General features: G+C 73.1%; 20 protein-coding genes and 2 pseudogenes. 16 read left to right on the top strand and 6 right to left on the bottom strand.

Annotated elements, in window-relative coordinates; genetic code table 11:
* Positions 1 to 64 precede the first annotated feature (64 nt).
* The gene (locus tag ACZ60X_RS43015; protein ID WP_469611141.1) at positions 65 to 562 is read left to right on the top strand and encodes a GNAT family N-acetyltransferase; all 498 of its coding nucleotides are present in this window, start codon (positions 65 to 67) and stop codon (positions 560 to 562) included.
* Between the two features lie 24 nt (positions 563 to 586).
* On the opposite strand, the gene ACZ60X_RS43010 is transcribed toward ACZ60X_RS43015, so the two are convergent.
* Positions 587 to 1,891 carry a PucR family transcriptional regulator gene (locus ACZ60X_RS43010; RefSeq protein WP_469611138.1) on the bottom strand — a complete coding sequence of 435 codons (1,305 nt, stop codon included), beginning with the start codon at positions 1,889 to 1,891 and terminating at the stop codon, positions 587 to 589.
* A 343-nt stretch (positions 1,892 to 2,234) separates the two neighbouring features.
* Here ACZ60X_RS43010 and lysA point away from each other — a divergent pair, with 343 nt between their 5' ends.
* The 3 genes and pseudogenes from lysA to ACZ60X_RS42995 all read left to right on the top strand — a co-directional run bounded on the left by lysA (position 2,235) and on the right by ACZ60X_RS42995 (position 6,425).
* Positions 2,235 to 3,518 carry a diaminopimelate decarboxylase gene (gene lysA / locus ACZ60X_RS43005; protein ID WP_469611137.1) on the top strand — a complete coding sequence of 428 codons (1,284 nt, stop codon included), beginning with the start codon at positions 2,235 to 2,237 and terminating at the stop codon, positions 3,516 to 3,518.
* 134 nt (positions 3,519 to 3,652) lie between these two features.
* Entirely contained in the window at positions 3,653 to 5,110 is a 1,458-nt protein-coding gene (locus tag ACZ60X_RS43000) for an APC family permease (protein ID WP_469611135.1), read from the top strand.
* Between the two features lie 470 nt (positions 5,111 to 5,580).
* Positions 5,581 to 6,425, top strand: a pseudogene (locus ACZ60X_RS42995) (LLM class flavin-dependent oxidoreductase).
* A 132-nt stretch (positions 6,426 to 6,557) separates the two neighbouring features.
* On the opposite strand, the gene ACZ60X_RS42990 reads toward ACZ60X_RS42995, so the two are convergent.
* The 5 genes from ACZ60X_RS42990 to ACZ60X_RS42970 form a co-directional block, all read right to left on the bottom strand.
* Entirely contained in the window at positions 6,558 to 7,619 is a 1,062-nt protein-coding gene (locus ACZ60X_RS42990; protein ID WP_469611133.1) for a 1-acyl-sn-glycerol-3-phosphate acyltransferase, read from the bottom strand.
* Complete coding sequence (locus tag ACZ60X_RS42985; RefSeq protein ID WP_469611130.1) at positions 7,616 to 8,491, bottom strand: patatin-like phospholipase family protein; 876 nt, start codon at positions 8,489 to 8,491, stop codon at positions 7,616 to 7,618. Before ACZ60X_RS42985 ends, ACZ60X_RS42990 begins: the two co-directional genes overlap by 4 nt.
* Before the next feature lie 98 nt (positions 8,492 to 8,589).
* Positions 8,590 to 8,973, bottom strand: coding sequence for a MarR family winged helix-turn-helix transcriptional regulator (locus tag ACZ60X_RS42980; RefSeq protein ID WP_469611128.1), 384 nt, complete (start codon positions 8,971 to 8,973; stop codon positions 8,590 to 8,592).
* 347 nt (positions 8,974 to 9,320) lie between these two features.
* Positions 9,321 to 10,217, bottom strand: a complete 897-nt coding sequence (locus ACZ60X_RS42975; protein ID WP_469611126.1) for an aminoglycoside phosphotransferase family protein — start codon at positions 10,215 to 10,217, stop codon at positions 9,321 to 9,323.
* Between the two features lie 73 nt (positions 10,218 to 10,290).
* Positions 10,291 to 10,959 (bottom strand): TetR/AcrR family transcriptional regulator, encoded by a 669-nt coding sequence (locus ACZ60X_RS42970; protein ID WP_469611124.1) that lies wholly within the window; start codon positions 10,957 to 10,959, stop codon positions 10,291 to 10,293.
* Positions 10,960 to 11,065: 106 nt separating this feature from the next.
* On the opposite strand from ACZ60X_RS42970, the gene ACZ60X_RS42965 reads away from it, so the two are divergent.
* The 12 genes and pseudogenes from ACZ60X_RS42965 to ACZ60X_RS42910 form a co-directional block, all read left to right on the top strand.
* The gene (locus ACZ60X_RS42965; RefSeq protein WP_469611122.1) at positions 11,066 to 11,545 is read left to right on the top strand and encodes a cupin domain-containing protein; all 480 of its coding nucleotides are present in this window, start codon (positions 11,066 to 11,068) and stop codon (positions 11,543 to 11,545) included.
* Between the two features lie 727 nt (positions 11,546 to 12,272).
* Positions 12,273 to 12,466 (top strand): annotated as a pseudogene (locus ACZ60X_RS42960) (IS256 family transposase); the annotation flags it as partial.
* Between the two features lie 727 nt (positions 12,467 to 13,193).
* Positions 13,194 to 13,943 carry an SDR family oxidoreductase gene (locus ACZ60X_RS42955; RefSeq protein WP_469611120.1) on the top strand — a complete coding sequence of 250 codons (750 nt, stop codon included), beginning with the start codon at positions 13,194 to 13,196 and terminating at the stop codon, positions 13,941 to 13,943.
* Between the two features lie 55 nt (positions 13,944 to 13,998).
* On the top strand, positions 13,999 to 15,036 hold the full coding sequence (locus ACZ60X_RS42950) for an Inducer of phenazine A (RefSeq protein WP_469611118.1): 1,038 nt from the start codon (positions 13,999 to 14,001) through the stop codon (positions 15,034 to 15,036).
* A gap of 168 nt (positions 15,037 to 15,204) precedes the next feature.
* Positions 15,205 to 17,352, top strand: coding sequence for an iron-containing redox enzyme family protein (locus ACZ60X_RS42945; RefSeq protein WP_469611116.1), 2,148 nt, complete (start codon positions 15,205 to 15,207; stop codon positions 17,350 to 17,352).
* Between the two features lie 81 nt (positions 17,353 to 17,433).
* Positions 17,434 to 19,272 (top strand): carbamoyltransferase family protein, encoded by a 1,839-nt coding sequence (locus ACZ60X_RS42940; RefSeq protein WP_469611114.1) that lies wholly within the window; start codon positions 17,434 to 17,436, stop codon positions 19,270 to 19,272.
* 69 nt (positions 19,273 to 19,341) lie between these two features.
* The gene (locus ACZ60X_RS42935) at positions 19,342 to 19,491 is read left to right on the top strand and encodes a hypothetical protein (RefSeq protein WP_356155551.1); all 150 of its coding nucleotides are present in this window, start codon (positions 19,342 to 19,344) and stop codon (positions 19,489 to 19,491) included.
* 44 nt (positions 19,492 to 19,535) lie between these two features.
* Positions 19,536 to 20,489 carry a TauD/TfdA family dioxygenase gene (locus ACZ60X_RS42930; RefSeq protein WP_469611111.1) on the top strand — a complete coding sequence of 318 codons (954 nt, stop codon included), beginning with the start codon at positions 19,536 to 19,538 and terminating at the stop codon, positions 20,487 to 20,489.
* Positions 20,490 to 20,527: 38 nt separating this feature from the next.
* Entirely contained in the window at positions 20,528 to 21,781 is a 1,254-nt protein-coding gene (locus ACZ60X_RS42925) for an ATP-grasp domain-containing protein (protein WP_469611109.1), read from the top strand.
* Positions 21,782 to 21,942: 161 nt separating this feature from the next.
* Positions 21,943 to 22,233 carry a hypothetical protein gene (locus ACZ60X_RS42920; protein WP_469611107.1) on the top strand — a complete coding sequence of 97 codons (291 nt, stop codon included), beginning with the start codon at positions 21,943 to 21,945 and terminating at the stop codon, positions 22,231 to 22,233.
* The gene (locus ACZ60X_RS42915; RefSeq protein WP_469611105.1) at positions 22,230 to 23,492 is read left to right on the top strand and encodes an ATP-grasp domain-containing protein; all 1,263 of its coding nucleotides are present in this window, start codon (positions 22,230 to 22,232) and stop codon (positions 23,490 to 23,492) included. The genes ACZ60X_RS42920 and ACZ60X_RS42915 overlap by 4 nt, the downstream gene beginning before the upstream one ends.
* Positions 23,489 to 23,607, top strand: a 119-nt coding sequence (locus ACZ60X_RS42910) for a carbamoyl-phosphate synthase domain-containing protein (protein WP_469611151.1), incomplete at its 3' end; no start/stop codon positions are given. The genes ACZ60X_RS42915 and ACZ60X_RS42910, both read left to right, overlap by 4 nt.

The raw sequence follows: 23,607 nt of genomic DNA, 5'->3' as shown, positions 1-23,607 counted from the left end.
CGTCATTGCCGGGCGGTCGCGGTGAAGGCTCTCGTACGGTGCCGGGATGCTGACGGTACGAGCCATGACGCAAGCCGATGTCCCCGCCGTGTCGGCGATACGAGTGACCGGCTGGAAGGCCGCGTACGCCGGGATCGTGCCCCGGTCCTTCCTCGACGGCATGACGGTCGAGGAAGACACGCGCCGGCGCCGGCAGCGCTTCACCAGGCCGAAGGACGACGTGACCGACCTGGTAGCGGTCGACGCCCGCGGCCGGGCCGTGGGCTGGGCCTGCCACGGGCCCTTCCGCGGCGGCGCAACGAGCACGACCGCGGGTGAGCTGTACGCCCTGTACGTCCAGCCCTCACTCACCGGGTCCGGGATCGGCCGCACACTCCTCCGAGCCGTGCACGCTCACGCCCGTGCCGACGGCTTCGGCGTGATGCTGTTGTGGGTCCTCACCGACAACACCCCGGCACGCCGCTTCTACGAGCGAGCCGGCTATGTCGCCGACGGTGCCGTCCAGGCCGACGACTACGACGGAGTGTCCGTAACCGAAGTTCTTTACCGACGCACCCTGTAGGAGCGCGAAACCGGCTGGCGGCGGTCAAAGCGGTGTGCCGATCCGCAGCTGCAGCCAGCAGGAGAGCCGGTCGTCCGGGTGCTCCAGATCGAGCCCGAACAGCTCGCGGGCACGGCGCAGGCGGTACTTGAGGGTGTTCTGGTGCACCATCAGATGACGTGCGGCCTCACCCACGTTGCCCACCGCGTCCAGCCAGGCCAGCACCGAGGCGGCGTAGTGCGTGTGCCGGGTGCGGTCGTGCTCGAGCATCGCCTCGACTCCCGGGTGCCGCAGGCGCGGCCGACGCACCAGCTCGTCCGCGACATGCGTCAGGAGCACGCGCGCGTGCACGTCGGTGAGGGAGGCGACCGGGGGTGCTTCGGGATCGCCGGTGGTCACCCGCAACACGTCGTCGACCTCCGAGCGCAGCGCGGGCAGCTCGCCCACGTCGGCGGCGGGCCGGCTGACGGCGGCCCGCGCCGGTTGCGTACGGGGGCGGGCCACGGCGGCGAGGGCCTGCGCAGCCAACCGCCGGGCGGCGCTCGGCTCCTCCGCGGGCAGCAGGACGTAGACGGCGCGCGGACCACTGGCGACGGCGGCCCAGGGGCGTACGGCGCCCCAGTGCCGGCCGAGCCCGGCGGCCAGAGGGGTCAGCAGTGCGCCCGCCCGGGCCGCGACGCCGGCCGGGGCGAACCCCAGCAGGGTCAGCGGGGCGTCCGTGGTGAGGCCGAGCCGGTACGCCGTGTCATGGGGCGGGGCGGTGCCGTCCAGGCCGGCGCGCAGGGCCTGTTCGCGGGCGTGTTGTTCCAGAGCGGCGGCGCTGCGGCGCCGCAGCATGTGCAGGGCGGCGGTCCGGGCGCCGTCCAGGAGCGCCCGCTCACAGGCCGCGTCGAGCCGTTCGTCCTGCGCTGCGCGTTCCTCGATCGCCCAGATCGTGCCGAGCGGCAGGTCCCCGGCGCGGATGGCGACGGCCGCCCGCGGCAGCTCGCCCTCGGCAAGCCCCGGCAGCCGCACGACACCGGCGGCGGCCAGCACCTGCCGGTACTGGCGCAGCTGGCGCTCGCCCCAGGGGTTGCACTGGTCGGGAACGCGCCGGCCGAGGATGCCCTGGCGGCGGAGCTCGTCGATGCGCTGACCGGGCAGCGTGGAGTACGCGAGCACCCGGGTGTCCAGGTCCTCGATGGCCACGGATCCGCCGGTGACGGCGGCGATGGCGTCGGCGAGCGCGAACAGCTCCTCGCCGCTCGGATCGCCGGCCGGGCCCGGACCGTACGGTGGGCCCCCGGCACCGGTCGGCCCCGGGGCAACGGCCCCGGGCCTTTCGCCGGTCCTCCCGCAGCCGGCGGCCACGCCCTGCTCGCCGGCGGGCCCCGGAGCACCGTCCGGGCTCTCCTCACCGGCCGGGGCCGGACGCGCCGGCCTGCCTCCCCCCGCCGTCCCGAAGCCGTTCCCCGCACCGAGGCCGTTCCCCGGGCCGGCAGCGGTCCCCGCACCGGCCCCGGGGTCCGCCCCTGGGCCGGGCCCGGCACCGACGAGCGTGTCATCACAGCCGCCCGTGGTCTTTGGCGAATCCGACGGAGTCACGGCGCCATCGTAGGCGATCGCCACAAGGCGTACGGCCGGCGCGCCCCGGAGCATGGTGCGACCGGACCACCCCGGGGCCGGCAGCGCACAGCACCCACGGAGGAAGACCATGGCCGTCTCGGTCGCATCGACCGCCCCGCCGTCCCAGGAGGCCCTGCTCGGGCTGTTCCCGCGGGGCACGGCGCTCGCCGCCGACGGCGCACTGGTGCTCGGCGGCTGTCCGGCGACCGACCTCGCGGAGCGCTTCGGCACCCCGGCCCTGATCGTCGACGAGGCGGCGCTGCGGGCCCGCGCCCGCCGGTACGCCGACGGCCTCGCCGCCCGCTGGGCGAAGTCCCGGGTGGCGTTCGCCTCCAAGGCCTTTCCCTGCACGGCCGTGTACCGGCTGCTGGCCGAGGAGGGGCTGAGCATCGACGTCGCGGGGGGCGGCGAGCTGGCCCTGGCCCTGGCCGCCGGCGTCGACCCGGCCCGGCTGGTGGTGCACGGCAACGCCAAGACCGAGGACGAGCTGCGAATGGCCGTCGAGGCCGGGGCCGGGCTGATCGTCATCGACAACTTCGACGACATCGACCGGCTGGAACGGATCGTCACCACCGAGCAGCCGGTCCTCGTCCGGGTCACGCCGGGGATCCGCCCGGACACGCACGCGGCGGTCTCGACCGGCCAGGAGGGCTCCAAGTTCGGGCTGGCGCTCCCCAAGGCCCGTGAGGCGATCGCACGGCTGCGCGGAAGCAGCCGGCTGCGGCTGGACGGCGTCCACGTCCACATCGGGTCCCAGATCCTGGACACCGAGCCGTTCGCACGGGCCGTGGAGGCGGTCGCCGGCCTCGGCTCCTTCGCCGTGTACGACCTCGGCGGCGGCCTGGGCGCCCGCTACACGTACGACGACCGGCCGCCCGCCGTCGAGGAGTACCTGGACACGCTCGTGGCCGCGGCCCGCAGGGCGCTGCCCGCCGACGCGGAGATCGTCATCGAGCCCGGCCGGTCCATGGTGGCCCAGTCCGCGGTGACGCTGTACCGGGCGGTCACGGTCAAGGACGGAGCCCCGGCGTTCGTGGCCGTCGACGGCGGCATGGGCGACAACCTCGAAGTGGCCCTGTACGGACAGCGTTTCGAGGCCACCGTGGCCACCCGGGTGGGCGGCGGCCACCCGTACCGCCTGGTGGGCCGGCACTGCGAGTCCGGCGACGTCCTCAGCGCGGGCGTACGGCTGCACGATCCCCGGCCCGGCGACCTGATCGCGGTGCCGGTCACCGGCGCCTACTGCTTCTCCCTCGCCAACAACTACAACGGCGCGCTACGGCCACCCGTCGTCTTCTGCCGCGACGGCGAGGCACGGGCGGTGGTACGCCGCGAGACGTACGGCGACCTGCTGCGACGCGACGTGCCCTGAGCGGCCCGCGTCCCGCGGCCGCCGGCCACGGGGCCTGCCGGCGCCCCCCGGGGGCTCGCCCGGCCCGCCCCCGCACGCAACCCGAGGTCCGGACCCGCCGGGCGGACCTCACCCTCACCACGAAAGAGGTCCCGATGCCCCGACCGTCGACACTGCGCCGGCAGCTGCTGCGGCGCAAGCCCTTGCACGCCTTCACCGCGGAACCGGACCAGGGTGGCGGGCTGCGCCGGACCGTCGGACCCTTCCAGCTCACGATGATCGGCATCGGCGCGACCATCGGCACCGGGATCTTCTTCGTCCTGGACTCGGCGGTGCCGGAAGCCGGCCCCGCGGTGATCGTCTCGTTCGTCCTCGCGGCGACGGTCGCCGCCCTCACCGCCCTCTGCTACGCCGAGCTGGCCTCGGCGGTACCCGTCTCCGGTTCCTCGTACTCCTACGCCTACGCCACGCTGGGCGAGTTCGCCGCCTGGGCCGTGGGCTGGTGCCTGCTGCTGGAGTACGCGGTCTCGGGCGCGGCGATCGCGGTGAGCTGGGGGCAGTACCTGAACGACCTGACCGAGCGGCTCTTCGGTATCCGGATGCCCGAGGCGATCGCGGCGCCGCCGGGCGCGGGCGGGTACGTCAACCTGCCCGGCGTCGTGCTGGTCGCCCTGTGCTGTCTGCTGCTGGTACGCGGCACCAGGGAGTCGGCCGCGGTCAACACGGTGATGGTGCTGGTCAAACTGGGGGTGCTGGTGCTGTTCGTGGTGATCGGCGCCACCGCCTTCCACGCCGGGAACCTGCACCCGTTCGCCCCCATGGGCACCGCCGGGATCAGCAGCGCCGCCTCCACCGTCTTCTTCTCCTTCATCGGCCTGGACGCGGTGTCCACCGCCGGCGAAGAGGTCCGCGACCCGCAGCGCACCCTGCCGCTGGCCATCATCGGAGCGCTGGTGGTGGTCACCACCGTCTATCTGCTGGTGGGCCTGGTGGGAGTGGGCGCCCAGCCATGGACGGCCTTCAGGGGCCAGCCAGCGGGCCTCTCGGCGATCCTCGGCGCCATCACCGGGGCCGGCTGGCCCGCGGCCCTGCTCTCCGCCGGCGCGGTGGTGTCCATCGTCAGCGTCACCCTGGTCGTGCTGTACGGGCAGAGCCGCATCCTGTACACCATGGGGCGCGACGGCATGCTGCCCGGCGCTTTCCGGCGGGTGAACCCGCGCACCGGCACCCCGGTGTTCACCACCCTGCTGACCGGCGGCTTCGTGGCCCTTCTGGCAGCGGTCTTCCCCCTGGACATGCTCGCCGACCTCACCAGCATGGGGACCCTGGTGGCCTTCGCGGTGGTCTCGCTCGGTGTGCTGGTCCTGCGGCGCACGGCTCCAAGGCTCCAGCGGGCGTTCCGGGTGCCGGGCTACCCGGCGGTGCCGGTCCTGTCCGTCGTCGCCTGCGGCTACCTGCTCTACGAGCTGCCGCTGGACACTTATCTGCTCTTCGGCGGATGGCTGACGCTGGCGCTGGTCGTCTACCTGCTCTACAGCCGCCGCAACTCGCGGCTGGAGACGGCCGACGGCTTGCGGGCCGCGGCGGACGCCCCCGCGACACCACGGCTGTGAAACCGCCGTGGCCCGCATCCCGGAGGACCACCGGCGTGGCTGGCCCGGCCTCGTTCAGGAACAGCCCACCACGGCGCCCTCGCCCGGCATGACGACGCCATTTCGGTGAGCGGCACCGCAGGGCCTCGGAAAAAGGGGGACGTGTCCGCGACGCCACCGGCGAGACCGGCCAACAGCCGGGCCGGCTGGCCAGCCAGGCCGGACGACAGCCAGATCCAGACGGGCCAGGCCGGCGGGCCGAAGCCGTGGCCCGGGAGGAAGGCACCCGCCCTCTCGCCGCGGTCCGGCACCCGCGAGGGAGACCTCAATCGGCTTGTCCCCGCCGAGGTGGCCGCCCTAGGGTGAGATCACTTCGATGAGACGTTCCACCGGAAGTACGCCGCAGAGCGGGAGCGTCCCACCTCGCCGAGGTGCCGGAAGGGGCGGCAGCAGTCAGTCTGTGCCGACCCTTCCCTTCGGAGGTCTCCTTCATGAACATCGGTATCGGCCTGCCCATCGGTGACCCCGCCACCCTGTTGACCTGGGCCGAGCGTGCCGACGCCGGGCCCTTCAGCACGCTCGGCCTGCTCGACCGGCTCGTCTACCACAACCCCGAGCCCCTGGTGGCCCTCGCCGTCCTCGCGGGCGCGACCTCCCGCATCCGGGTCCAGACCGAAGTGCTGCTCGCCCCGCTGCGTGACACCGCCTTCCTGGCCAAGCAGGCCGCCACCTTGGACCGGATGACCGATGGCCGCCTGGTCCTCGGCCTGGGCATCGGCGGCCGGGACGACGACCACCAGGTCACGGGCATCGACCAGCACACCCGGGGCCGGCGCCTGGACGAGCAGATGGCGGTGATGCGCCGCCTGTGGTCCGGCGAGCCGTACGGCGACGGCGTCGGCCCGATCGGTCCCGCACCCGCCCGGCCCGGTGGCCCCGAGGTGCTGTTCGGCGGCTTCCAGCCCGCCGCACTCGAACGCGTCGCACGCTGGGGCGATGGCTTCCTCTCCGCCGCGGCGCCGCCTGGGCGGGCGGCCTGTTCCAGACGGTCCGCACCTTCTGGCAGGAGTACGGCCGCGACGGAGAACCGCGCATGGTCGCGCAGGTCAACGTCGCACTCGGTCCTGAAGAGGTCCTCGACGACGCCCGGGCCAACATGCTCGCGTACTACGCCTTCACCGGCATGGCCGGCCAGATGGCGGCCGGGCTGCTCACCACGCCCCGCGAGATCCGCGAGGCGATCGCCCGCTTCGCCGACCTCGGCGCCGACGAGGTCATGCTCTACTGCCCCGGCCTCGACCCGAACCAGGTGGACCGCTTCACCGACGTCCTATGACGGCTTCGGACGGGTCGGCCTTCAACCGCGTTGTGCGGGAGAGGCCCGTCCCACCGCCCGGGCGGACCAGCCGTGTTCGCCCGGGCGGGAGGATGGTCCCGTACCCGCGCGGCCTCGGCAGGAGGGCGGGCCTCACGCGTGTGTGGCGTCCGGGGTGGCGTGGTCGGCGATCCAGCGGTCGACGCGGGACCACTGGGTGAGCAGCCATTCGCTGCGGGCGTCGTCGCCCGGCGGGATTCGGTGTGCGGGTATGCGCCACCAGTGTGCGCGCACCTGGTCGCGCAGCGGCAGCCTGGTCCAGGCGGTGCGCGCCGAGTGGACGACGTCGAGGCCGGTGTGGGCGACGAAGACCACGTCGGTCGTGGGCGCGGCGGCGATCGCGGCGAGGGCGCCGGTGTCCCGCGGTGGCAGGACATGGTGCATGTGTTCGGCGCGGGACGCCCGGCGCGGCAGCCCCCGGTGGCGCAGCGAGGCGATCGCGCGCCGGCGGCGGCGCGGGGTGAAGTTGCCGCCCTCGGGGAAGAGTACGAGGGCGTCGCCCGGTCCCAGCGCGGCCGCGAGATCCCCGATGGCGTCCTCGGCCCGGCCGTGGAGGGGCGGAAGGAAGCAGTGGGGGACCCGCCCGATGAGGACGTCGAGAGCGGGGTCGGCGCGCAGTGTCCGCTTCAGGACGGTGGCCGGGCGCAGCCGGGCCCGGCCGAGCAGTGCCTCGAGCAGCAGGAAGGAGTCGCCGACCCCGGCGTGCCGGACGAAGACCAGGACCGGCGCCGCCGCGGGCACCGTCCCGTCCGGCGGCGGGGGCGTCACCTCCAACCGGAGGTGCAAGACCCGCTCGCCCGCACGCCGTAGCAGCCGCAGCAGCCTCTCCAGTACGGCGAACGCATCCGCGGCGCGCCGTTCGTCGCGGTCCTTGCGGTCGGGCAGTCGTCGCGCCCACAGGCCGGCGGCGGCCACCAGCCCGGCCAGATCCACCAGCAGGTACAGCAGGGCGAATCCGGTGATCCGTACCGGTCTGCACGGGCCGCGGGTGGCGAGCGAGACCGGCGTGCACAGCAGGCCCGCGGCGAGGAGGAGCGCGGTCACCGCGGGGACGAGGGCGAGCAGCAGCGCGGTGGTGGTCGTACGGCGCAACCCGGTGACCACCGCGCCGGCCGTCCGCGCCGGGCGTCTTCGGCGGGCACCCGCGCCGGTCATGGCGCGCCGTCGGGTGGGCTCAGAGCGGTCTCCAGGTACCGGGAGGAGGCCGCGTAGGCACGCTCGATGCGCTCGGCGGTCCGGCCGAAGCTGCGGTAGGGCAACTGCCGCAGGGTGCCGGTGCCCTCCTCGGGGCCGGAGCCCGAGGGCAGCACGCGGACCGTGACCCCGGGCGGCAGGTCCGCCATGTCGCGGGCGAACCGGTGTCTGCGAGCGATCTCGAACGCCACGAGCGCCACCTGCCAGAAAGCCCGCGGCGGGGCGAGGGCCCGTTCGACGCGGCCGACCTGCAGGACGTACACCTCGCTCGCGCCGAGGGCCACCGCGCGGCCGACGGGGATGCTGTTGACCAGGCCGCCGTCGACGAAGTGCTCGCCGTCCAGCGGGACGGGCGGCAGCAGCCCGGGCACCGCGCACGAGGCGAGCACGGCGTCCACCAGCGGTCCGGCGGCGAACCAGTGCTCGGCGGCCCGTTCGATGCTCGCCGCGACGCACTGGAACGGCAGGGCCAGGTCCTCGATGTCGGTCACCGGAAGGTGGGAGGTGAGCAGTTCGCGCAGCGGAGTGGGAGGGTACAGGTGGGTGCCGCTGCGCACGGCGGTGCCCAGCCGGCCGAGCAGCGATCCGGAGAACACACCGGCGCGTCCGAGGCCGGTCCACAGGTCGGCGAGCCGGGCCACCGACGCCCGCGAGGGGTCGGCGGCGACGGCGGCGCCGTTGATCGCGCCGACGGAGGTGCCGACGACGAGGTCCGGGTGCACGGCGGCGGCGAAGAGCGCCTTGAGCATGCCGACCTCGTAGGCGCCGAGCGCGCCGCCGCCGCCCAGGACGAAGGCGCGGGTCGGTGCGCGGGCGGGCCGGGTGTCCTCCATGGCCGAAGGGTGCCCCGGCACGGTGCCGCCAACCACCCGAGGCCTCCGCACCGGCCGCCACCCGGGAAGGGCCGTCCTTCCCTCTGCTGGGCAGCACCTCAGGCGGGGGAGGCGGCGGTGGCGGATCGGGGGTGCGGGCATCCCGCCGCCGTGACCGGCACCGCGTAGGCGCGCCGGTCGGCAGGGGAGGGGCGCCGTACGGCCAGGCCTCGGGCCTCCAGGTCGTCGACCGTGCGCACCATGGCGGACTTGTCGCTGCCGGTGAGGTCGATGAGCTGCCGCTGGCTGAGCGGCCCGTGGGTGCGGAGGTTGAGCAGGACGCCGTAGTGCCGGCCCTCGATGCCTCTGCCGAGGCGCCGGGGTGCTGCTGGGCGCGCACCGAGGACTCCACGGGCTCGCAGCTGATCGAGGTCGGGCGAGCGCACCCAGGGAAAGGTGTCGTAGGCGAGTAGGCCGGAGCCGTTGAGGACGTCGAGCTGCACCTGGTGCTCGACGCCGAGCCGCCACGCCTCACGCAGGACGTGGCGGGCTCGTCGCGGGCGGTGCGTCGCTCGCCGCGGTCGAACGGGCTTCGGCCGAGCCGCCGCCGGCGGCTCTCCGTCGGGCGGCTCAGCTCTCCGGGAGAGCGGCGATTGCTGTTCCGGTGGCGTGTTCAGTGGTTCAGCCTGGCCGGCGCCGAGGAGAAGCTCCGCCGGCCTGCTCGGGGCCACGGGCCCATACGACCGTGGACCTTGGCATCCCCACGCGCGTGGCTGGCCGTTGGACCCACGAAGGCGGACTGCCGCGTGACCTCAACCAAGAATCGACAACGAGTTCAAAGAAGCGCGCGTCAAACGCCCTTCAGGACACGGTCAAGTGCCGCGCGGCCTACAGGTCCCCAGTTCGGCTTGCCGCCGGGAAGGCCCCGGTCCCCGTTCTGCCCCATGAGCATCAGGAAGAGGCTCTTCATCGCGGCCAGCCCGCGGGCGCGCCGGATCGCTGCCTCGTCCGCATGCGCGTACATGTCGAAGAACCGTGAGGCCGTGCCCGCGGGTAGCAGCATCCATGCGGCGGCGAGGTCCCACGCCGGATCGCCGGCGAACATGTCACCGAAATCGACGACGCCCGAGAGTGTTCCGTCCGAGACGACGACGTTCGCGGGATGGAGGTCGCCGTGCACCCACACCGGCGGGCCCTGCCACGCGCGGGCCGCAACGGCATCGTCCCAGACCGCCCGGACGTCGGCAGCGACGTCGTCGGGGGCAACGGCCCGGAAGAAGTTCTCGAAGCCGTCCGTGCAGTTCCTGGGATGGGCACCGCGGTCCGTAGCGATCGGCGCCTCGGCGGGCGCCTCCACATGGAGCGCCCGGAGGAAACCCGCCAGCGCGTCGGCCGCGTGGGCGCCGCGGCTGATCGAGCCGTGGTCCAGCGGCTCGCCGGGCACCCACGTCATCACGGTCCAGTGCTTGGGGAAGCGCTCGGACGGTTCGCCGAAGCGCACCGGAGTCGGCACCGGGAGCGGCAGGCGCGGAGCGAGCACGGGTAGCCACCGCCGCTCCTTGAGCTGGGGTTCCGGGGTGGGGTCCATGCGCTGCATGCGCACGGCCAACTCATCCCCGAGGCGCCACATCTGGTTGCCCCAGCCGCCCGCCACCTCGCGGACGGCCAGCCCTGCGAGGTCCGGATGCTGCTCCCGCAACAGGTCGCGGACCAGGTCCGCGGTGATCTCGATCTCGGTGTCGGTCATGCGAAGCCACGGTACTGAGGCGGCAGACGGAGCGGCTCTCGCTCCGGGACATTGCGCTGTGACTCCTCTGGCATCACCGGTTCGGTTTCAGGGTTTCCTTCGTCTCGCGCTGCTGCATGGCGACGTGCCGGCCGAAGCTCTCGGGCGAGGGTGCGGCCGCGGGCAGGGGGGCTGCGCCCTCGGGGCGCAGTCCGTGCACGTAGACCGCCACATGCCGTACGGCGAGAGCGGCGCTTACCGCGCCGGGCAGGTGGGGCATGGGGCGGCAGGCCATGGCAGCCGCGGTGATCAGGTCCTCTGGGGTGACGTCGTCGCGCACGACGCCGGCGGCCTGGGCGGCCGCAAGGACTTCCTCGACGCCGTTGCGGATGGCGTGCTGGAGTTCCTGGACCTGCGGATCCCGTACGGCCGGTCCGCCGATCAGCGGGAGCACGAGGCGTTCACGCTGTTCCACCACGCGCCGGAACAGCTGCTCCAACGCCGCCGCCGGATCGGCCAGTTCCCTGCGGGCCGCTTCCAGCGCTGCCAGGCAGATCTCGAAGCCGTCGACGATGACCTGCCGGATCAGCGCGTCGCGGTCGGGGAACCGGCGGTACAGAGTGCCTGGCCCCACGCCGGCGCGCCGCGCGATGTCGTCGAGGGCCACCGCGGTGCCCTGCTCCCGGAAGAGTTCGCGAGCAGCGGCGAGGATTCTCTCGCGGTTGCGCCGGGCGTCGGCGCGCAGGGACGGCTCGGTGGTCATGTGGCGATCGTAGACGGCCACGAGGTAAGTGGAGATTTTTCTCCGTTTCGGGCGTAGGGTGAGAGCCACCGATCGGCATCATGGAGCCGGCAGGGAGGGAACACTCATGTCCGCTGACCGATTTGTTCTGCTGCGACCTGGAGAGAACCGGCAGACCCGTGTCGCGTTGCCGCCCGGGTTCGGCGTCAAGGTCGCCACCGCTGACAGCGAAGGCCGGCTCGCCGTCCTGGAGAACCGCCTCGACGTCGACGTCCCGCCCCATGTGCACGAGATCATGGACGAGTTCGTCTATGTGCTGGAAGGCGAGATGGAGATCGACTTCCAGGGGCGGACGTACCGCTTGACGCCCGGCATGTGCGCGCTGCTGCCTCATGGCGTCCCGCATGCCATGCGCAACGCCTCCCAGCCCCCGGCGCGGGCGCTGCAGGTGTCCGCACCGGGTGGCTGGGACCAGTTCATGGAGGATCTCTTCGAGGCCGGACCCGCCGTCAGGACCGCCGCGGGCGCCATGGACCTGGAGAAGGTCAACGAGATCGGCGAGAAGTACGGCATGTGCTGCACCCAGGGCACGATGACGGTGGACTAGAGGCTTCGTCTGTCCGGGCCTTCCGGGCGGTTTCGTGTCCTTCTCCAGTTCGTTGCGAGGCGGTGTGCCGCTGCCGGTGCGCCGGCTGCTCTTCCTCCTTGCGCAGGGGCGCGGGGAGCAGCGGGCGTGGGGGTGTGTTCGAGACGTGCACGCGCAGGACCGAACCGGCGCGCAGCGCACGGATGGCCGATGTCGCCCGAGGGGTGCGCCTGATGCCGTACGGGCGAGGGGCGGTCCGGAGCGCCGCGGGGGCACCCGCCGAGTGGCGCGGGACGTGTTCCACCCGACACGTCCCGCCGGGGCAGGGGGTTGGCTGAGCGCCGGCCGGAGACGGATCCGCGCCTGGTCCACGGCGTCTACCGGTGGCCCCCCGAGCAGGCGGGGCGGAGTCTCGGCTCCCGAGCCGCGGCGGCGGTCCCCCGGGGGGGCTGTGGGACGTCCACCGCTACCTGACGGTCCACTTCGGCGGCCGCCGGACCGCCGTCGACGGTGATGTTCCCTTCCGGCATCGAGCCGGGAGGGTGCCGGGTCGATGCCGTCGGCCTGCGGGCCTGGAACCGATCACGTCGCCGGCATCAGTGCGGATGCGGACAAGCGGGCACGGGGTGAAACCTGGTGCGATCCAGCTGTCCGCGAGCCGTTCATCGCAGCCCTCTCCACCGCATGGCAGAGCCCTGAAGCCGCTGTGCCGCGGCACTCCCGACGCCCCGTCAGCGGTTCATCCCAGGTCAGACTCCGCACCAGGGCCCTTCGCGGTACCGGCAGCCGGGCCGCAGCCCTCGCGCTGGTGTTCCAGCTGGCCGAGTCCGCCCAGGCCCGCTGGCGGGCGATCGCCGCAGCCCCCTGGTGTCGCTGGTCCGCGCAGGCGCCCGATTCGGCAACGGCGTCCTGACCGGGCGTCCGGCGACCGCCGCTGCCTGAACACGTGTCGCACATTCCGCAGCGGACCGCGTCACCGCGTCAGGAAGCTCACCGGTCCTCGCTGCGACCGGACCTGAGGTAGGCGATGAGGCCCGGGTGTCCTCGGCGGCGCGATCCTGGGTGTGGTGCTCCCCGGGGATCCGGAACCAGTGTCGTACGAGGCCGGGCACCGGGGGTTGAGCCGCTGGCAGGCGCCGGGCCGGCGCGGCTCGACGGCGGCCCTGGGGGGGGCGGAGAAACCGCCGCGGATCACGCAGCGCGGCCGCAGGCACCGATGTCCGTTCCTCTTCGCCCGGCACCCACCCCGCCACAGGACATGCGGTGCCTCTGCGCGCACCGGTGACCTGCTGCCGGCCATCGACCCGGCGACAGGAGGCGCCCAGGGCGAACCGGGCTCCCGGACGTTGCGCCACACCGCCGTCGACGTCCAAAAGCTGCGGAGCCCTCACCGGTGGCGGACATCGCACTCGCCGACCTGCCGGTGCTCCTTCGCTGCGCTCGTGCAGGGCCTGTTGGGTTTCTGGACGGCCGGGGCCCGCGGTGGGGCTGGTCTTTTGTCCGGCGTGCGGGTTTCCGCATTGCGGATTCCCGAACAAAGAGGGGGGTTCAGTCGGCGTCGGCGGGCGGCATAGCTTTCAGTGCACGAGGAGAACGGCGGGGGGCGGTCTCGGGGATGGCCGGGGAATGGGCTTTTTCGGTGCGGGACGAGAGAAAGGTGGTGGCGCCGGTGGCGGGAAAGGCTGTGGTGACCGGGGCGAGCAGCGGAATAGGTGCGGCGACGGCGCGGCGGCTGGCGGAGGAGGGTTTCGAGGTCGTGGCTGTCGCACGGCGCGCGGAGCGGTTGCGGCGGCTGGCGGAGGAGACCGGCGCCCGCGTGTATGTGCTCGACGTGACCGACGGCGAAGCCGTACGTCGTTTCGCCGCCGGGCTCGACTCCTGCGACGTGTTGGTGAACAACGCGGGTGGCGCGCTGGGCGCCGAGACCGTGGCCGAGGCGGACCCGGCGGACTGGGAGCGGATGTACTGCGTGAACGTGCTGGGCACCCTGCGCGTGACTCAGGCCCTGCTGCCGCTGCTGCGGGCCGGTCTGGGCGGCACGGTCGTCACCGTGACCTCCACGGCGGCTTTCGCCGCGTACGGGGGAGGCGGCGGTTACTGCGCGGCGAAGTACGCCGAGCGTGCGCTCAGCGAGACGCTCCGGCTGGAGCTGTGCGGCGAGCCTGTCCGGGTGATCGAGGTGGCGCCCGGGATGGTCAGGACCGAGGAGTTCGCCCTCAACCGGATGCGGGGCGACGCCGGCCGGGCCGCGGCGGTCTACGAGGACGTCGACCACCCGCTCACCGCGGAGGACGTCGCCCGGTGTGTCGCGTTGGCGGTCGGGCTGCCCCAGCACGTCAACGTGGACCGCCTCGTGGTCCGCCCGCTGGCTCAGGCGGCCCAGCACACGCTGCACCGGGGTGCCCTGCTGCGTCCCTGAAGTCCCCCCTTTTTTTTACCTCCCTCATTCGCGAAAGCCGAGGAGTGCTCCGAACGTGAAGCTCCACCGTGACGAACTGACCCCGCAGATGCAGGAGTACGCGCGGTTCGACGACCGCGGCGAGGCCCGCTACCTGCCCTACCTGATGTACTTCCACCGTGCCGGCTACCGCTCTGCGGTCATCAACACCGACCGGGCGGGCTTCAGGGTCTCGCACGGCCCGGGCGGGCAGACGGCTTCCGCGGCCGGACACATACCCGCCGGAGGGGTGCGGCTGATCTCCGGCAGCTCCACCGTGCTCGGTATCGGTGCGACCAGCGATGCCACCACGCTCGCCTCGCAGCTGTGGCGCAAGCACGCGCCGTCCGTGCCGTGGCTCAACTTCGGCGGCCGCTGCTACAACTCCACGCAGGAACTGCTGCTGTTCACGCTCTACCGGCATCTGCTGCCCGAGATCGAGGAGATCGTCGTCTTCTCGGGGCTCAACGACCTCACCGTCGGCAGGCTCCCCGAGTGGCAGCAGGGCGACCACGGTGCGTTCTGGTTCTGCGGCGAGTACTTCGACGCGATGGAGGAACTGCGCGAGAACAACCGCAAGGCCTCCGGCGGCAAGCTCCTGGGCCGCCGGGCCGAGCGCCGCCGCACCATCTCCACCCACGACGATGTCCGCCGCGACATCCCCGCGGTCATCGACTCCGCCGCCGAGCTGACCCTGCGTCACCTGGACAGCTGGCGCCGGCTGGCCGGACCCTCGGCCCGGCTGACGTACGTGCTGCAGCCGATGGCGCTGTGGATGCGCGAGCGGCACGCGCCGCAGGAGCAGCTGCTCTTCGACGAGATCGACCGCATCTCCAAGCTGGGCACCTGGGAGGCCCTGTACGGCGACATCTCCCGCAAGGAGGTCGCCCGCGCCTTCTCCGGCAAGCTCCAGGCCGGCTGCGACAAGCTCGGCATCCGCTACGTCGACCTCAACCCGGTCGTCGCCGAGGCGGTCACCGAGCGGGACTGGGTCTACGTGGACCGGGCGCACTACACCGACCACGGATACGACCTGGTGGCCCGTATTCTCGCCGAAACCCTCGGCCTTTCCTGACTCTCTTTTTTCCCGTGAAAGAAGGCAATTCCGCATGTCTTTGCTGCGCAAGCTCACAGATCTGCTGTTCCGGCGCAAGAAGCGCGCCAGCCGGAAGAACGACGCCTCCATCTACCCGATGTTCTGAGCGAATTCCCCGGCAGACAGGTCTTTCGTGAAAGGAGAAGGATGTACGACGACATCGGTCCCGCCCGGGCCGTGTACGCGTACGCCGCCGACCCCGAGGCCTCGGTGCCGGACGGCGGATTCGTCGAGGAGGCCCGCGCCGCGCTGCGCCGGCCGGCGCTCGAGGACGGTCCCCTCGACGCCCTCGTGGTGCAGGCCGCGCACTGGGCGGCGGCCGAGGGCAAGCGGTTCACGGGCCTGCTCGACGCCGGGCACCGCCAGGGCCGGCCCGCCGGACACGAGGAGGTGCTGGTGCGCCGGGCCGTGCTCGGCTGCGCCCCGCTCGCTGTTGTCTCCGGTGCCTGGCTGCAGTGGCTGAGCGCCCCGGGCGACTTCGAGGTCCCGGTGGTGCTGCGGATTCTCGCGCTGTACGCCGACGACGTGGGCGCCGGGCATCCGCACGCCTCCCGGGGCAGCGCCTTCCTGGAGCTGCTGCGCCGGCTGCGGCTCGCCGAGCACGCGGTCCCGGCGGCCCGGCTCACCGGCGACCAGCGGGTGCCCGAGTCCGCGTTCGTCCTGCCCGGCCTGCTGCTGGCGATGAGCAGGCGGCCGGCGGAGTTCCGCGGCGAGCTGCTCGGCGCCGACCTGTGTCTGCGCACCGTCGGCCTGCTGCCCGCGCTGACGATGGTCAGACGGGCCCGGCCGGCCGAGTGCGACTGGGACGCGGTGGATCCCTCCGCGCCGCGGCGGGCCGGGGCGCAGCGGCCGGAGCGGCAGTGCCGGGCCCTGGCCGACGAGCTGGTCGAGCAGGAGGGCGACCGGGCCGCCGAGGCGGTGCGGCGGGGCTTCGCCGGGACGCTGGGCGCGCTGCGCGAGTGGTCCGAGGCCCTGTACGCGGAACTGGTCGCGGCCGGTGACCCGGCCTTCGACATGGCGGAGCTGATGCGCCAGCGCTCCCGCGAGGGCGCCGTCTACCACCACCAGTTCCAGCTGGAGGGCAAACCCCTCGCCCGCTGGCTCGCCGAGTGCCGTACCGACGCGGGCCCGCTGCTGGACGCCCTGGCCCGCAGCAAGCTCGTCAAGCCCGGGCGGTCCGCCGCCAGTTCGCTGGTCAGGGGGCTGGTCGGCGAACGCGGACCGATGTTCCGGGTGTTCTCACCGCAGGACCTGAACGTCATCCGGCGGTGGATCGACTCCCTGCCGGCAACTTCCCCGCAGCAGGAGGCTGCCGAAAGCCGGACCGGTACGCCGCTCACGCCGGCCGCCCCCGCCAAGGTGGCTGCCGCCCTGCGCGCCGGCCACCGCGCCCCGGGGCGCGCCCCGTCCTGCGTCCGGGAGGCCTACCACCTGCTGATGCGCCGCACCGACACCCCGGCGCTGCGCTCCTGGGCGAAGAGCTACATTGCCGGCTGGCTGGCCCGGTCGGCGCACGGCATGGACGAGCGGACGATGCCGCTGCCGGCGCACTGGGGCCGGGAGGGGCTGCGCCCGTGGCTGCAGGAGCGGCACGACCGGCACGGGGCGGAGTTCGAGCAGAACGCGGAGGTCCCGCTGCCCTCGCGGGAGGCGGTCGTCGACGACACCGTGCAGACGGCACCGCTGACCCTGATCGACGGCAGCTGGCTGCAGGGGTTCACCGACTACGAGCAGGCGTCCTCGGAGATCGGCCACTCGCTGTTCGAGACGTACTGGGACGAACTCGGCAACGGCGAGCCCCGGTTGAACCATCCGCTCATCTACCGGGACGTCCTGAAGGAGATGGGCGTCGACCTGCCGCCCACCGCCTCGCCGGAGTTCGCCCGCTGGCACGGCTTCCGGGACGAATCGTTCGAACTGCCGGTGTACTGGCTGTGCGTCGGCAGGTTCCCCAGGACGTTCCTGCCCGAGGTGCTGGGGCTGAACCTGGCGATGGAGCTGTCGGGGGTCGGCGGCACCTACCGCAGGGCCCGGCTGGCCTTGAAGGCGTACGGCTTCAGCACGCGCTTCGTCGACATCCACAACACCATCGACAACGTCGCCACCGGTCACTCCGCGTGGGCCGCGGACGCGGTGGACACCCTGATGGCCGCCCTGCCCGACACCCCTGGACCCGGCGGCCGTGAGCAGACCTGGCAGCGGGTGCGGACGGGCTACCGCTCACTGAACCCGCCCAGCGGCGTGGGCGCCCGGCTCGCCGCCCGCCGCGGACGGCTCGCGGGCCGGCGGGGATGAGCCCCGTGCCGCCCCGCCGGACCCGCGCCCGACCGAGAAGCAACCCATCCCGCCCCCCGATTTGCGTGGAGGAACACAGCGGTGTCTGACCTCATCCTGGGAGTGTCGGCCTTCTACCACGACAGCGCCGCGGCGCTGATCGCCGACGGCGTGCCGGTCGCGGCCGCCCAAGAGGAACGTTTCAGCAGGCGGCGGCACGACCCCTCGTTCCCCGCGGCGGCCGTCCGCTACTGCCTCGACGAGGCGGGCGCGACGCTGGACGACGTGTCCGCCGTCGCCTACTACGAGGACCCCCGGCTGAAGTTCCGCCGGGTGCTGGCCACCTTCCTCGGCGCCGCCCCGACCGGCTTCGCCTCCTTCCGCGACACCCTGCCGTCCTGGCTCGGTGCCGGCGGCAAGCTGCGCACCGCCGACCGGGTGCGCGCGGAGCTGGCGGGCCTGGGCCTGGGCCGGGTGCCGGAGCTGTCCGTACGCCGGCACCACGAGTCGCACGCCGTGTCGGCCTTCTTCCCGAGCCCCTACCAGTCCGCGGCCGTCCTGTGCATCGACGGCGTCGGCGAATGGGCGACGACCACTTTGTGGCACGGCCGCGGCACCGAGGTGACCCCGCTCGCGGAACTGCGGTTCCCGCACTCGCTCGGCCTGCTGTACTCGGCGTTCACCTACTTCTGCGGCTTCAAGGTCGACTCCGGCGAGTACAAGCTGATGGGCCTGGCCCCCTACGGCAAGCCCCGCTACGCCGGCCTCATCCGCGAGCACCTCATCGACGTCAAGCCCGACGGCTCCTTCCGCCTGGACATGCGGTACTTCGAGTACCTGCGCGGCCAGGTGATGACCGGCCGGGGCTTCGAGAAGCTCTTCGGCGGACCCCGCCGGGCCCCCGAAGGACCGCTCACCGAGCGCGAGTTCGACCTCGCGGCCTCGGTGCAGGCGGTCACCGAGGAGGTCGTGCTCCGGCTGGCGCGGACCGCGCGGGAACGCACCGGCGAGTCCAGGCTGTGCCTGGCGGGCGGTGTCGCCCTCAACTGCGTCGCCAACGGCAAGATCATCGACGCCGGTGTCTTCGACGAGGTGTGGATCCAGCCGGCCGCCGGTGACGCCGGCGGCGCGCTCGGCGCGGCCCAGGCCGTCGCCATGGAACGCGGGGTACGCCGCGACCACCCCGCCACCGGGCGCGACGCGATGAGCGGCTCGCTCCTCGGCCCCGGCTACGACGACGAGGAGATCGCCGCCTACCTGGAGTCCCACGGCATCCCGCACCAGCGGCTGGACCCCGAGACGCTCGCCAAGGAGGTCGCCGAGGCACTGGCCGAGGGAAAGATCGTCGGCTGGTTCCAGGACCGCATGGAGTTCGGGCCGCGCGCCCTGGGCGCCCGCTCGATCATCGGCGACCCGCGCAACCCGGACATGCAGTCCACCATGAACCTCAAGATCAAGTTCCGTGAGTCGTTCCGCCCGTTCGCGCCCGCGGTGCTGGCCCCCGACGCCACCGACTACTTCGACCTGCCGCAGGAGAGCCCGTACATGCTCGTGGTCTCGCAGGTCGCCGCGGCCCAGCGGCGCGACGCCGACAGCGCCGGCGCGAGCGGCCTGGACCTGCTGAAGGTGCACCGCTCCACCATCCCCGCCGTCACCCACGTCGACCACTCGGCCCGGGTGCAGACGGTCACCGAACACAGCAACCCCGCCTACCACCGGCTGCTGACCGCCTTCAAGGCCCGCACCGGCTGCCCGGTGCTGGTCAACACCTCCTTCAACGTGCGTGGTGAGCCCATCGTGAACACCCCGCACGACGCCTACACCTGCTTCATGCGCACCAACATCGACATGCTCGCGCTCGGCAACTTCCTGCTGGACAAGAGCGCCCAGCCCGCCTGGTCGGAAGAGCACGACTGGCGCGCCGAGATTCCGCTCGACTGAACGCAGCGCCGCTCAAGACGCCCCACGAACCCCGGCGCCCCGCGGGACCGCCGGGAGAACGGACCGCCCATGCGCACCTTCCTGCTCTTCCTCCTCTACTGCCTGGTCGTGACGCCCGCCGGCCTGGTGAGCCGGGTCGTCAAGGACCCCATGGCCCGCCGCCGGCCCGCCGGCACCCAGACCTACTGGACCGCACCGACCCCGGCACAGGCTCGCTGAACGGCGAGCGGCCAGGTGTGCGCACGACCGATGGGAGACACACGATGACCAGCCTGCTCCAGTTCGCCCGGCACCACATCGACGACAGCGTCCGGGACCTGCTGGACAAGGAGATTTCGGAGCGCGTCTCGGAGACCCGGCTGGACTCCGATCTCGACGACGCCATCCTCGCCGGCATCGGCGCCTACGCCCTCAGCCGCCACCTCCCCGGTGACGTGCTGCAGAGCATCCAGGTCTTCACCGCCGCCGCGCGGCACGCCCTGGTGCTGTCCAATCTGCCGGCCCAGAACTTCCCCGACACCCCGGTGAGCGGCTTCGGCCACGAACCGGAACTGGCCGTCACCAACGCCATCCACCTGGGGCTGATCCGCCTGATCGGCTGCACGCCGTTCGCCGTCGCCTACGAGAACGACGGCCACCTCATCCGCAACGTCGTCCCCAACCCGGCGGCCTGCGGCACCACCAGTTCCTGGGGGGCCGACTCGGAGTTCTTCTGGCACTCCGACAACCCCCACCAGCCGTTCGGCAGGCCGGGCTCCGACCCGCGCCTGTACACCCCGCCGTACCTGACCTTCTACGCGGTGCGCAACGAGGAGCAGGTACCCACCGAGATCGCCGCGCTCGACGACGTGATCGTGCGCCTGGAGCCCGGGACCCGGCAGATCCTGCAGACGCCCGAGTTCGAGGTCGGCGCGCCCGACTCCAACGACGGCAAGGCCACCAGCCCGCTGCGCGAGGCCGCGATCATCGAGCCCGACGGCACCGGACGCCACCGCGTCCGCTACGACCGCGGCACCACCAGCGGCGTCACCGACCGCGCCCGGGCCGCCCTGGAGAGCTGGTCGGACACCCTGACCACCATCCCGGCCGCCGAACTCGTCCTGGACACGGGCGACTTCCTGATCTTCGACAACCACCGGGTACTGCACCGCCGCAAGGCCTTCACCCCGCGCCCCGACGCCACGGCCCGCTGGCTGCGCCGCTGCTACGCCGCCTGAGACCGGCCGCTTCCATCCACCCGCACGAAGGGAACCCCATGAACACCTACCGCGTGGCCGTCATCGGCGGCCGCCCGGCCCCGATCGCCGGCGCCAAGCAGCTCGGCATCGATGTCGTCCTCGTCCACGAGGAGGGCGCCTACGACCCGGCCATCGCCGAGCACTGCGAGCGCATCGTGCACGCCCCGATCGCCGACGGGCAGGCCATCCTCGACGTACTGAAGCCCCTGCACGACGAGCGGCCGTTCGACCGGGTGCTCACCACCACCGAGCCGGCCGCCGAGTCCACCGGGTTCGTGGTGGACTCACTCGGGCTGCCCGGCGTCACGCAGGCCACCGCCCGCGCCCTCAAGGACAAGGCGCTCACCCGCGAACTGCTCGACAAGCACAACCTGAGCCCCGTCCGCTACCGGATGGTGCACAGCGCCGCCGAGATCGCGCAGTTCCGCACCGAGGTCGGCGAACGGATCATCGTCAAGCCGGTCGACGGCGTGGCCAGCCTGCACATCCACCCCGTGGACGGCCCGCAGGACGCCGAGCGGGCCTGGCAGGCGCTGCGCGAGGCGGGCATCACCGGCATCATCGCCGAGGAGTACCTCGACGGCCCCGTGGTGAGCGTCGACTCCTTCTCCCACGCGGGCCGCCACCTGCCCATCGGCTACTCCGAGTACCGCATGAACGAGCGGTACGTCGAATGGGAGGTCAGCACCCCGAGCCGGTACGCGCAGCCCTGGCTCGCCGAACTGCGCGAGCTGACCCCGAAGCTCCTGGACGCGGTGGGCCTCACCGAGGGCCCCTCGCACAGCGAGTTCGTGCTGACCGAGAAGGGCCCCCGGGTCCTCGAATCGCACGCCCGGCTGGCCGGCAGCGGCGCCCCCGAACTGGTCCGGCGCGCCTTCGGCCTGGACCTGAACCGGATGTTCCTCACCGTGCCGCTCGGCATCGACGAGCTGCCCTCCACCTCGCCCGAGCCGCTCGGCGGCGCGGCCGTACGGTTCTTCACACCCGAGCCCGGCACGGTCACCGCCGTCGAGGCCGCCGAGGACGCCGCCGACGAGGTGCGCACCATCCCCCAGGGCGAGACCCAGTACGTCTTCCTGCCCTACCTGGACGAGTTCCGCGACACCGAGGTCGCAGCGGTGATCGGCAAGAACGTCGGCGAGAGCGTGCCGCCGCTGCTCACCGTCGCCGACTGCGTCTGCGGGTACGCCATCGCGTCCGGCCAGGACGCCGACGACGCCGTCGCCAAGACCGAGGCCGTCAACGCGAAGATCCGCTTCGAGACGCGCTGAGCACGCCGTCCGCCGCACCGGACCGCTTCTCCGGCCGGGCGGCCGGGCCGCGCATCCGCCGGCGCCCGGCCGCCCGGCCGGCCTCGTGCGCGCCCAGGCACCGCCTGGCCGTGACGTCCCGCGAGGCCCGGCCCGCACCGACCACTGGGAGGCAACCGCCTGTGAACCCCATCGCCTCGACCGTCCCGACGGGCAGCTCCGTATCGGACCCCGTCACCCAGCTCAACTCCGCCCGGCGGCTCGTCCAGGAGCGGTACACCGACGAGCAGCCGCTGATCCGGGCCGCTCTGCACCTGATCGACTGCGCCACCGACATCGTGGCCGCTCTGCCCGCCCCCGGCCTCGACGCCTGCCGCGACGCCCTCGGCTCCGCCCGCGCCGCCGTGGTCTCGGCGACCTACGCCGTGGGCCGCGTCCGCGACCTCGCCGTGTCCGGAACGGAGCACGCATGAACCGCCACGTCGTCGTCCTGCACCGCTGGCGCGACCGCCACGCCCGCTACGAGGACTACCTCGACCACCGCACCCACGACGTCACCTACGTCACCACCGCACTCGCCCAGGACTCCGTGCCCGCCGAGGCCGCGGCCGTCGTGGTGGTCCACGCCACCGACGACACCGCCGCGGTCTGGCGCGCGGTCACCGAACTGCGCGCCCGCTTCGGCCCGCCGGCCCGGCTGATCGCCCTCAACGAGGGCGACCTCGACACCGCCGCCACCGTCCGCGACCGCCTCGGCTGCGCCGGTCAGACACCGGCCGAACTCACCCGCTTCCGCGACAAACTGACGATGAACCGCATCGTCGCCGACGCCGGCGTCCCCACGCCCCGCTTCGCCGACGCCCCCGACGCACACGCCGTACGCTCCTTCGCGGACCGCCACGGCCTGCCCGTCGTGGTCAAGCCCCGCCGCGGCACCGCCAGCCGGGGCGTGATACGTCTCGCCTCCGCGGCCGACCTGCCCCAGCTGACCGCGCTGCCGCCCGAGCCACGCCTGGTCCAGGAGCACTGCCCCGACGACATCGTCCACATCGACGGCCTCTGGACGGGCGACGGCCTGGGCCCGTGGCGGGCCTCCCGCTACGTCAACACCTGCGTCGACTTCACCCAGGGCCAGGCGCTCGGCTCCGTCGAGATCGACGACCCGCACCTGCTCGCCGCGCTCGGCGACTTCACGGCCCGGGTCGCGGGCGCGCTCAGCAACGAGGCGTGGGTGTTCCACCTGGAGGCCTTCGTCGGCACCGATGCCCACGGCCGTCCCTCGATCAGCTTCCTGGAGGCGGGCTACCGGGTCGGCGGCGCGGAGATCCCCTTCGTCTGGCGCGAGGTGCACGACATCGACCTGATGCGGGCCGCCGCCGACATCCAGCTCGGCCGGTCCCCCGATCTGCCGGTCCCCGAGCACTGGCGCACCGGCGGCTGGCTGCTCGTGCCGTCCCCCGTCCCGGCCCCCTGCCGCGTGGTCAGCCATGAACTGCCCGCGCCGCAGGACCCCGCCGAGGCACCGTACGCCGCCGTCGTCCCCGCCGTCGGCCAGATCATCCCCCGGATCGGCGGCTACGAACACGTCGGCGCCCGCTTCCGCTTCCGCGGCGACTCCTGCGGCGAGGTGGAGAAGGCGGTCCTGCGCACCGCGGCCCAGTTCCGCCTCGAGTGCGTGCCCCACACCGAAAACCCAGGCGGCGGCCGCCCGGCATGCGGCCTCGACCGATGAGCGCCGCCGGCCCCACCACGGCCGTACTCGTCCTGGAGGACGGCCGCATCTTCCGCGGCCGCGCCTACGGGGCCGTGGGGGAGACCTTCGGCGAGGCCGTGTTCTCCACCGGTAT

It is taken from the genome of Streptomyces sp. NPDC104106 (assembly GCF_055584345.1).
This window is presented reverse-complemented; position numbering and strand designations above follow the sequence as displayed.

Bases quoted from the DNA above. Each gene is read 5' to 3' on its own strand.
- ACZ60X_RS43015 (WP_469611141.1), top strand. From the start codon at position 65: ATGACGCAAGCCGATGTCCCCGCCGTGTCGGCGATACGAGTGACCGGC.
- lysA (WP_469611137.1), top strand. From the start codon at position 2,235: ATGGCCGTCTCGGTCGCATCGACCGCCCCGCCGTCCCAGGAGGCCCTG.
- ACZ60X_RS43000 (WP_469611135.1), top strand. From the start codon at position 3,653: ATGCCCCGACCGTCGACACTGCGCCGGCAGCTGCTGCGGCGCAAGCCC.
- ACZ60X_RS42990 (WP_469611133.1), bottom strand. From the start codon at position 7,619: ATGACCGGCGCGGGTGCCCGCCGAAGACGCCCGGCGCGGACGGCCGGC.
- ACZ60X_RS42985 (WP_469611130.1), bottom strand. From the start codon at position 8,491: ATGGAGGACACCCGGCCCGCCCGCGCACCGACCCGCGCCTTCGTCCTG.
- ACZ60X_RS42975 (WP_469611126.1), bottom strand. From the start codon at position 10,217: ATGACCGACACCGAGATCGAGATCACCGCGGACCTGGTCCGCGACCTG.
- ACZ60X_RS42970 (WP_469611124.1), bottom strand. From the start codon at position 10,959: ATGACCACCGAGCCGTCCCTGCGCGCCGACGCCCGGCGCAACCGCGAG.
- ACZ60X_RS42965 (WP_469611122.1), top strand. From the start codon at position 11,066: ATGTCCGCTGACCGATTTGTTCTGCTGCGACCTGGAGAGAACCGGCAG.
- ACZ60X_RS42945 (WP_469611116.1), top strand. From the start codon at position 15,205: ATGTACGACGACATCGGTCCCGCCCGGGCCGTGTACGCGTACGCCGCC.
- ACZ60X_RS42935 (WP_356155551.1), top strand. From the start codon at position 19,342: ATGCGCACCTTCCTGCTCTTCCTCCTCTACTGCCTGGTCGTGACGCCC.
- ACZ60X_RS42930 (WP_469611111.1), top strand. From the start codon at position 19,536: ATGACCAGCCTGCTCCAGTTCGCCCGGCACCACATCGACGACAGCGTC.
- ACZ60X_RS42925 (WP_469611109.1), top strand. From the start codon at position 20,528: ATGAACACCTACCGCGTGGCCGTCATCGGCGGCCGCCCGGCCCCGATC.
- ACZ60X_RS42915 (WP_469611105.1), top strand. From the start codon at position 22,230: ATGAACCGCCACGTCGTCGTCCTGCACCGCTGGCGCGACCGCCACGCC.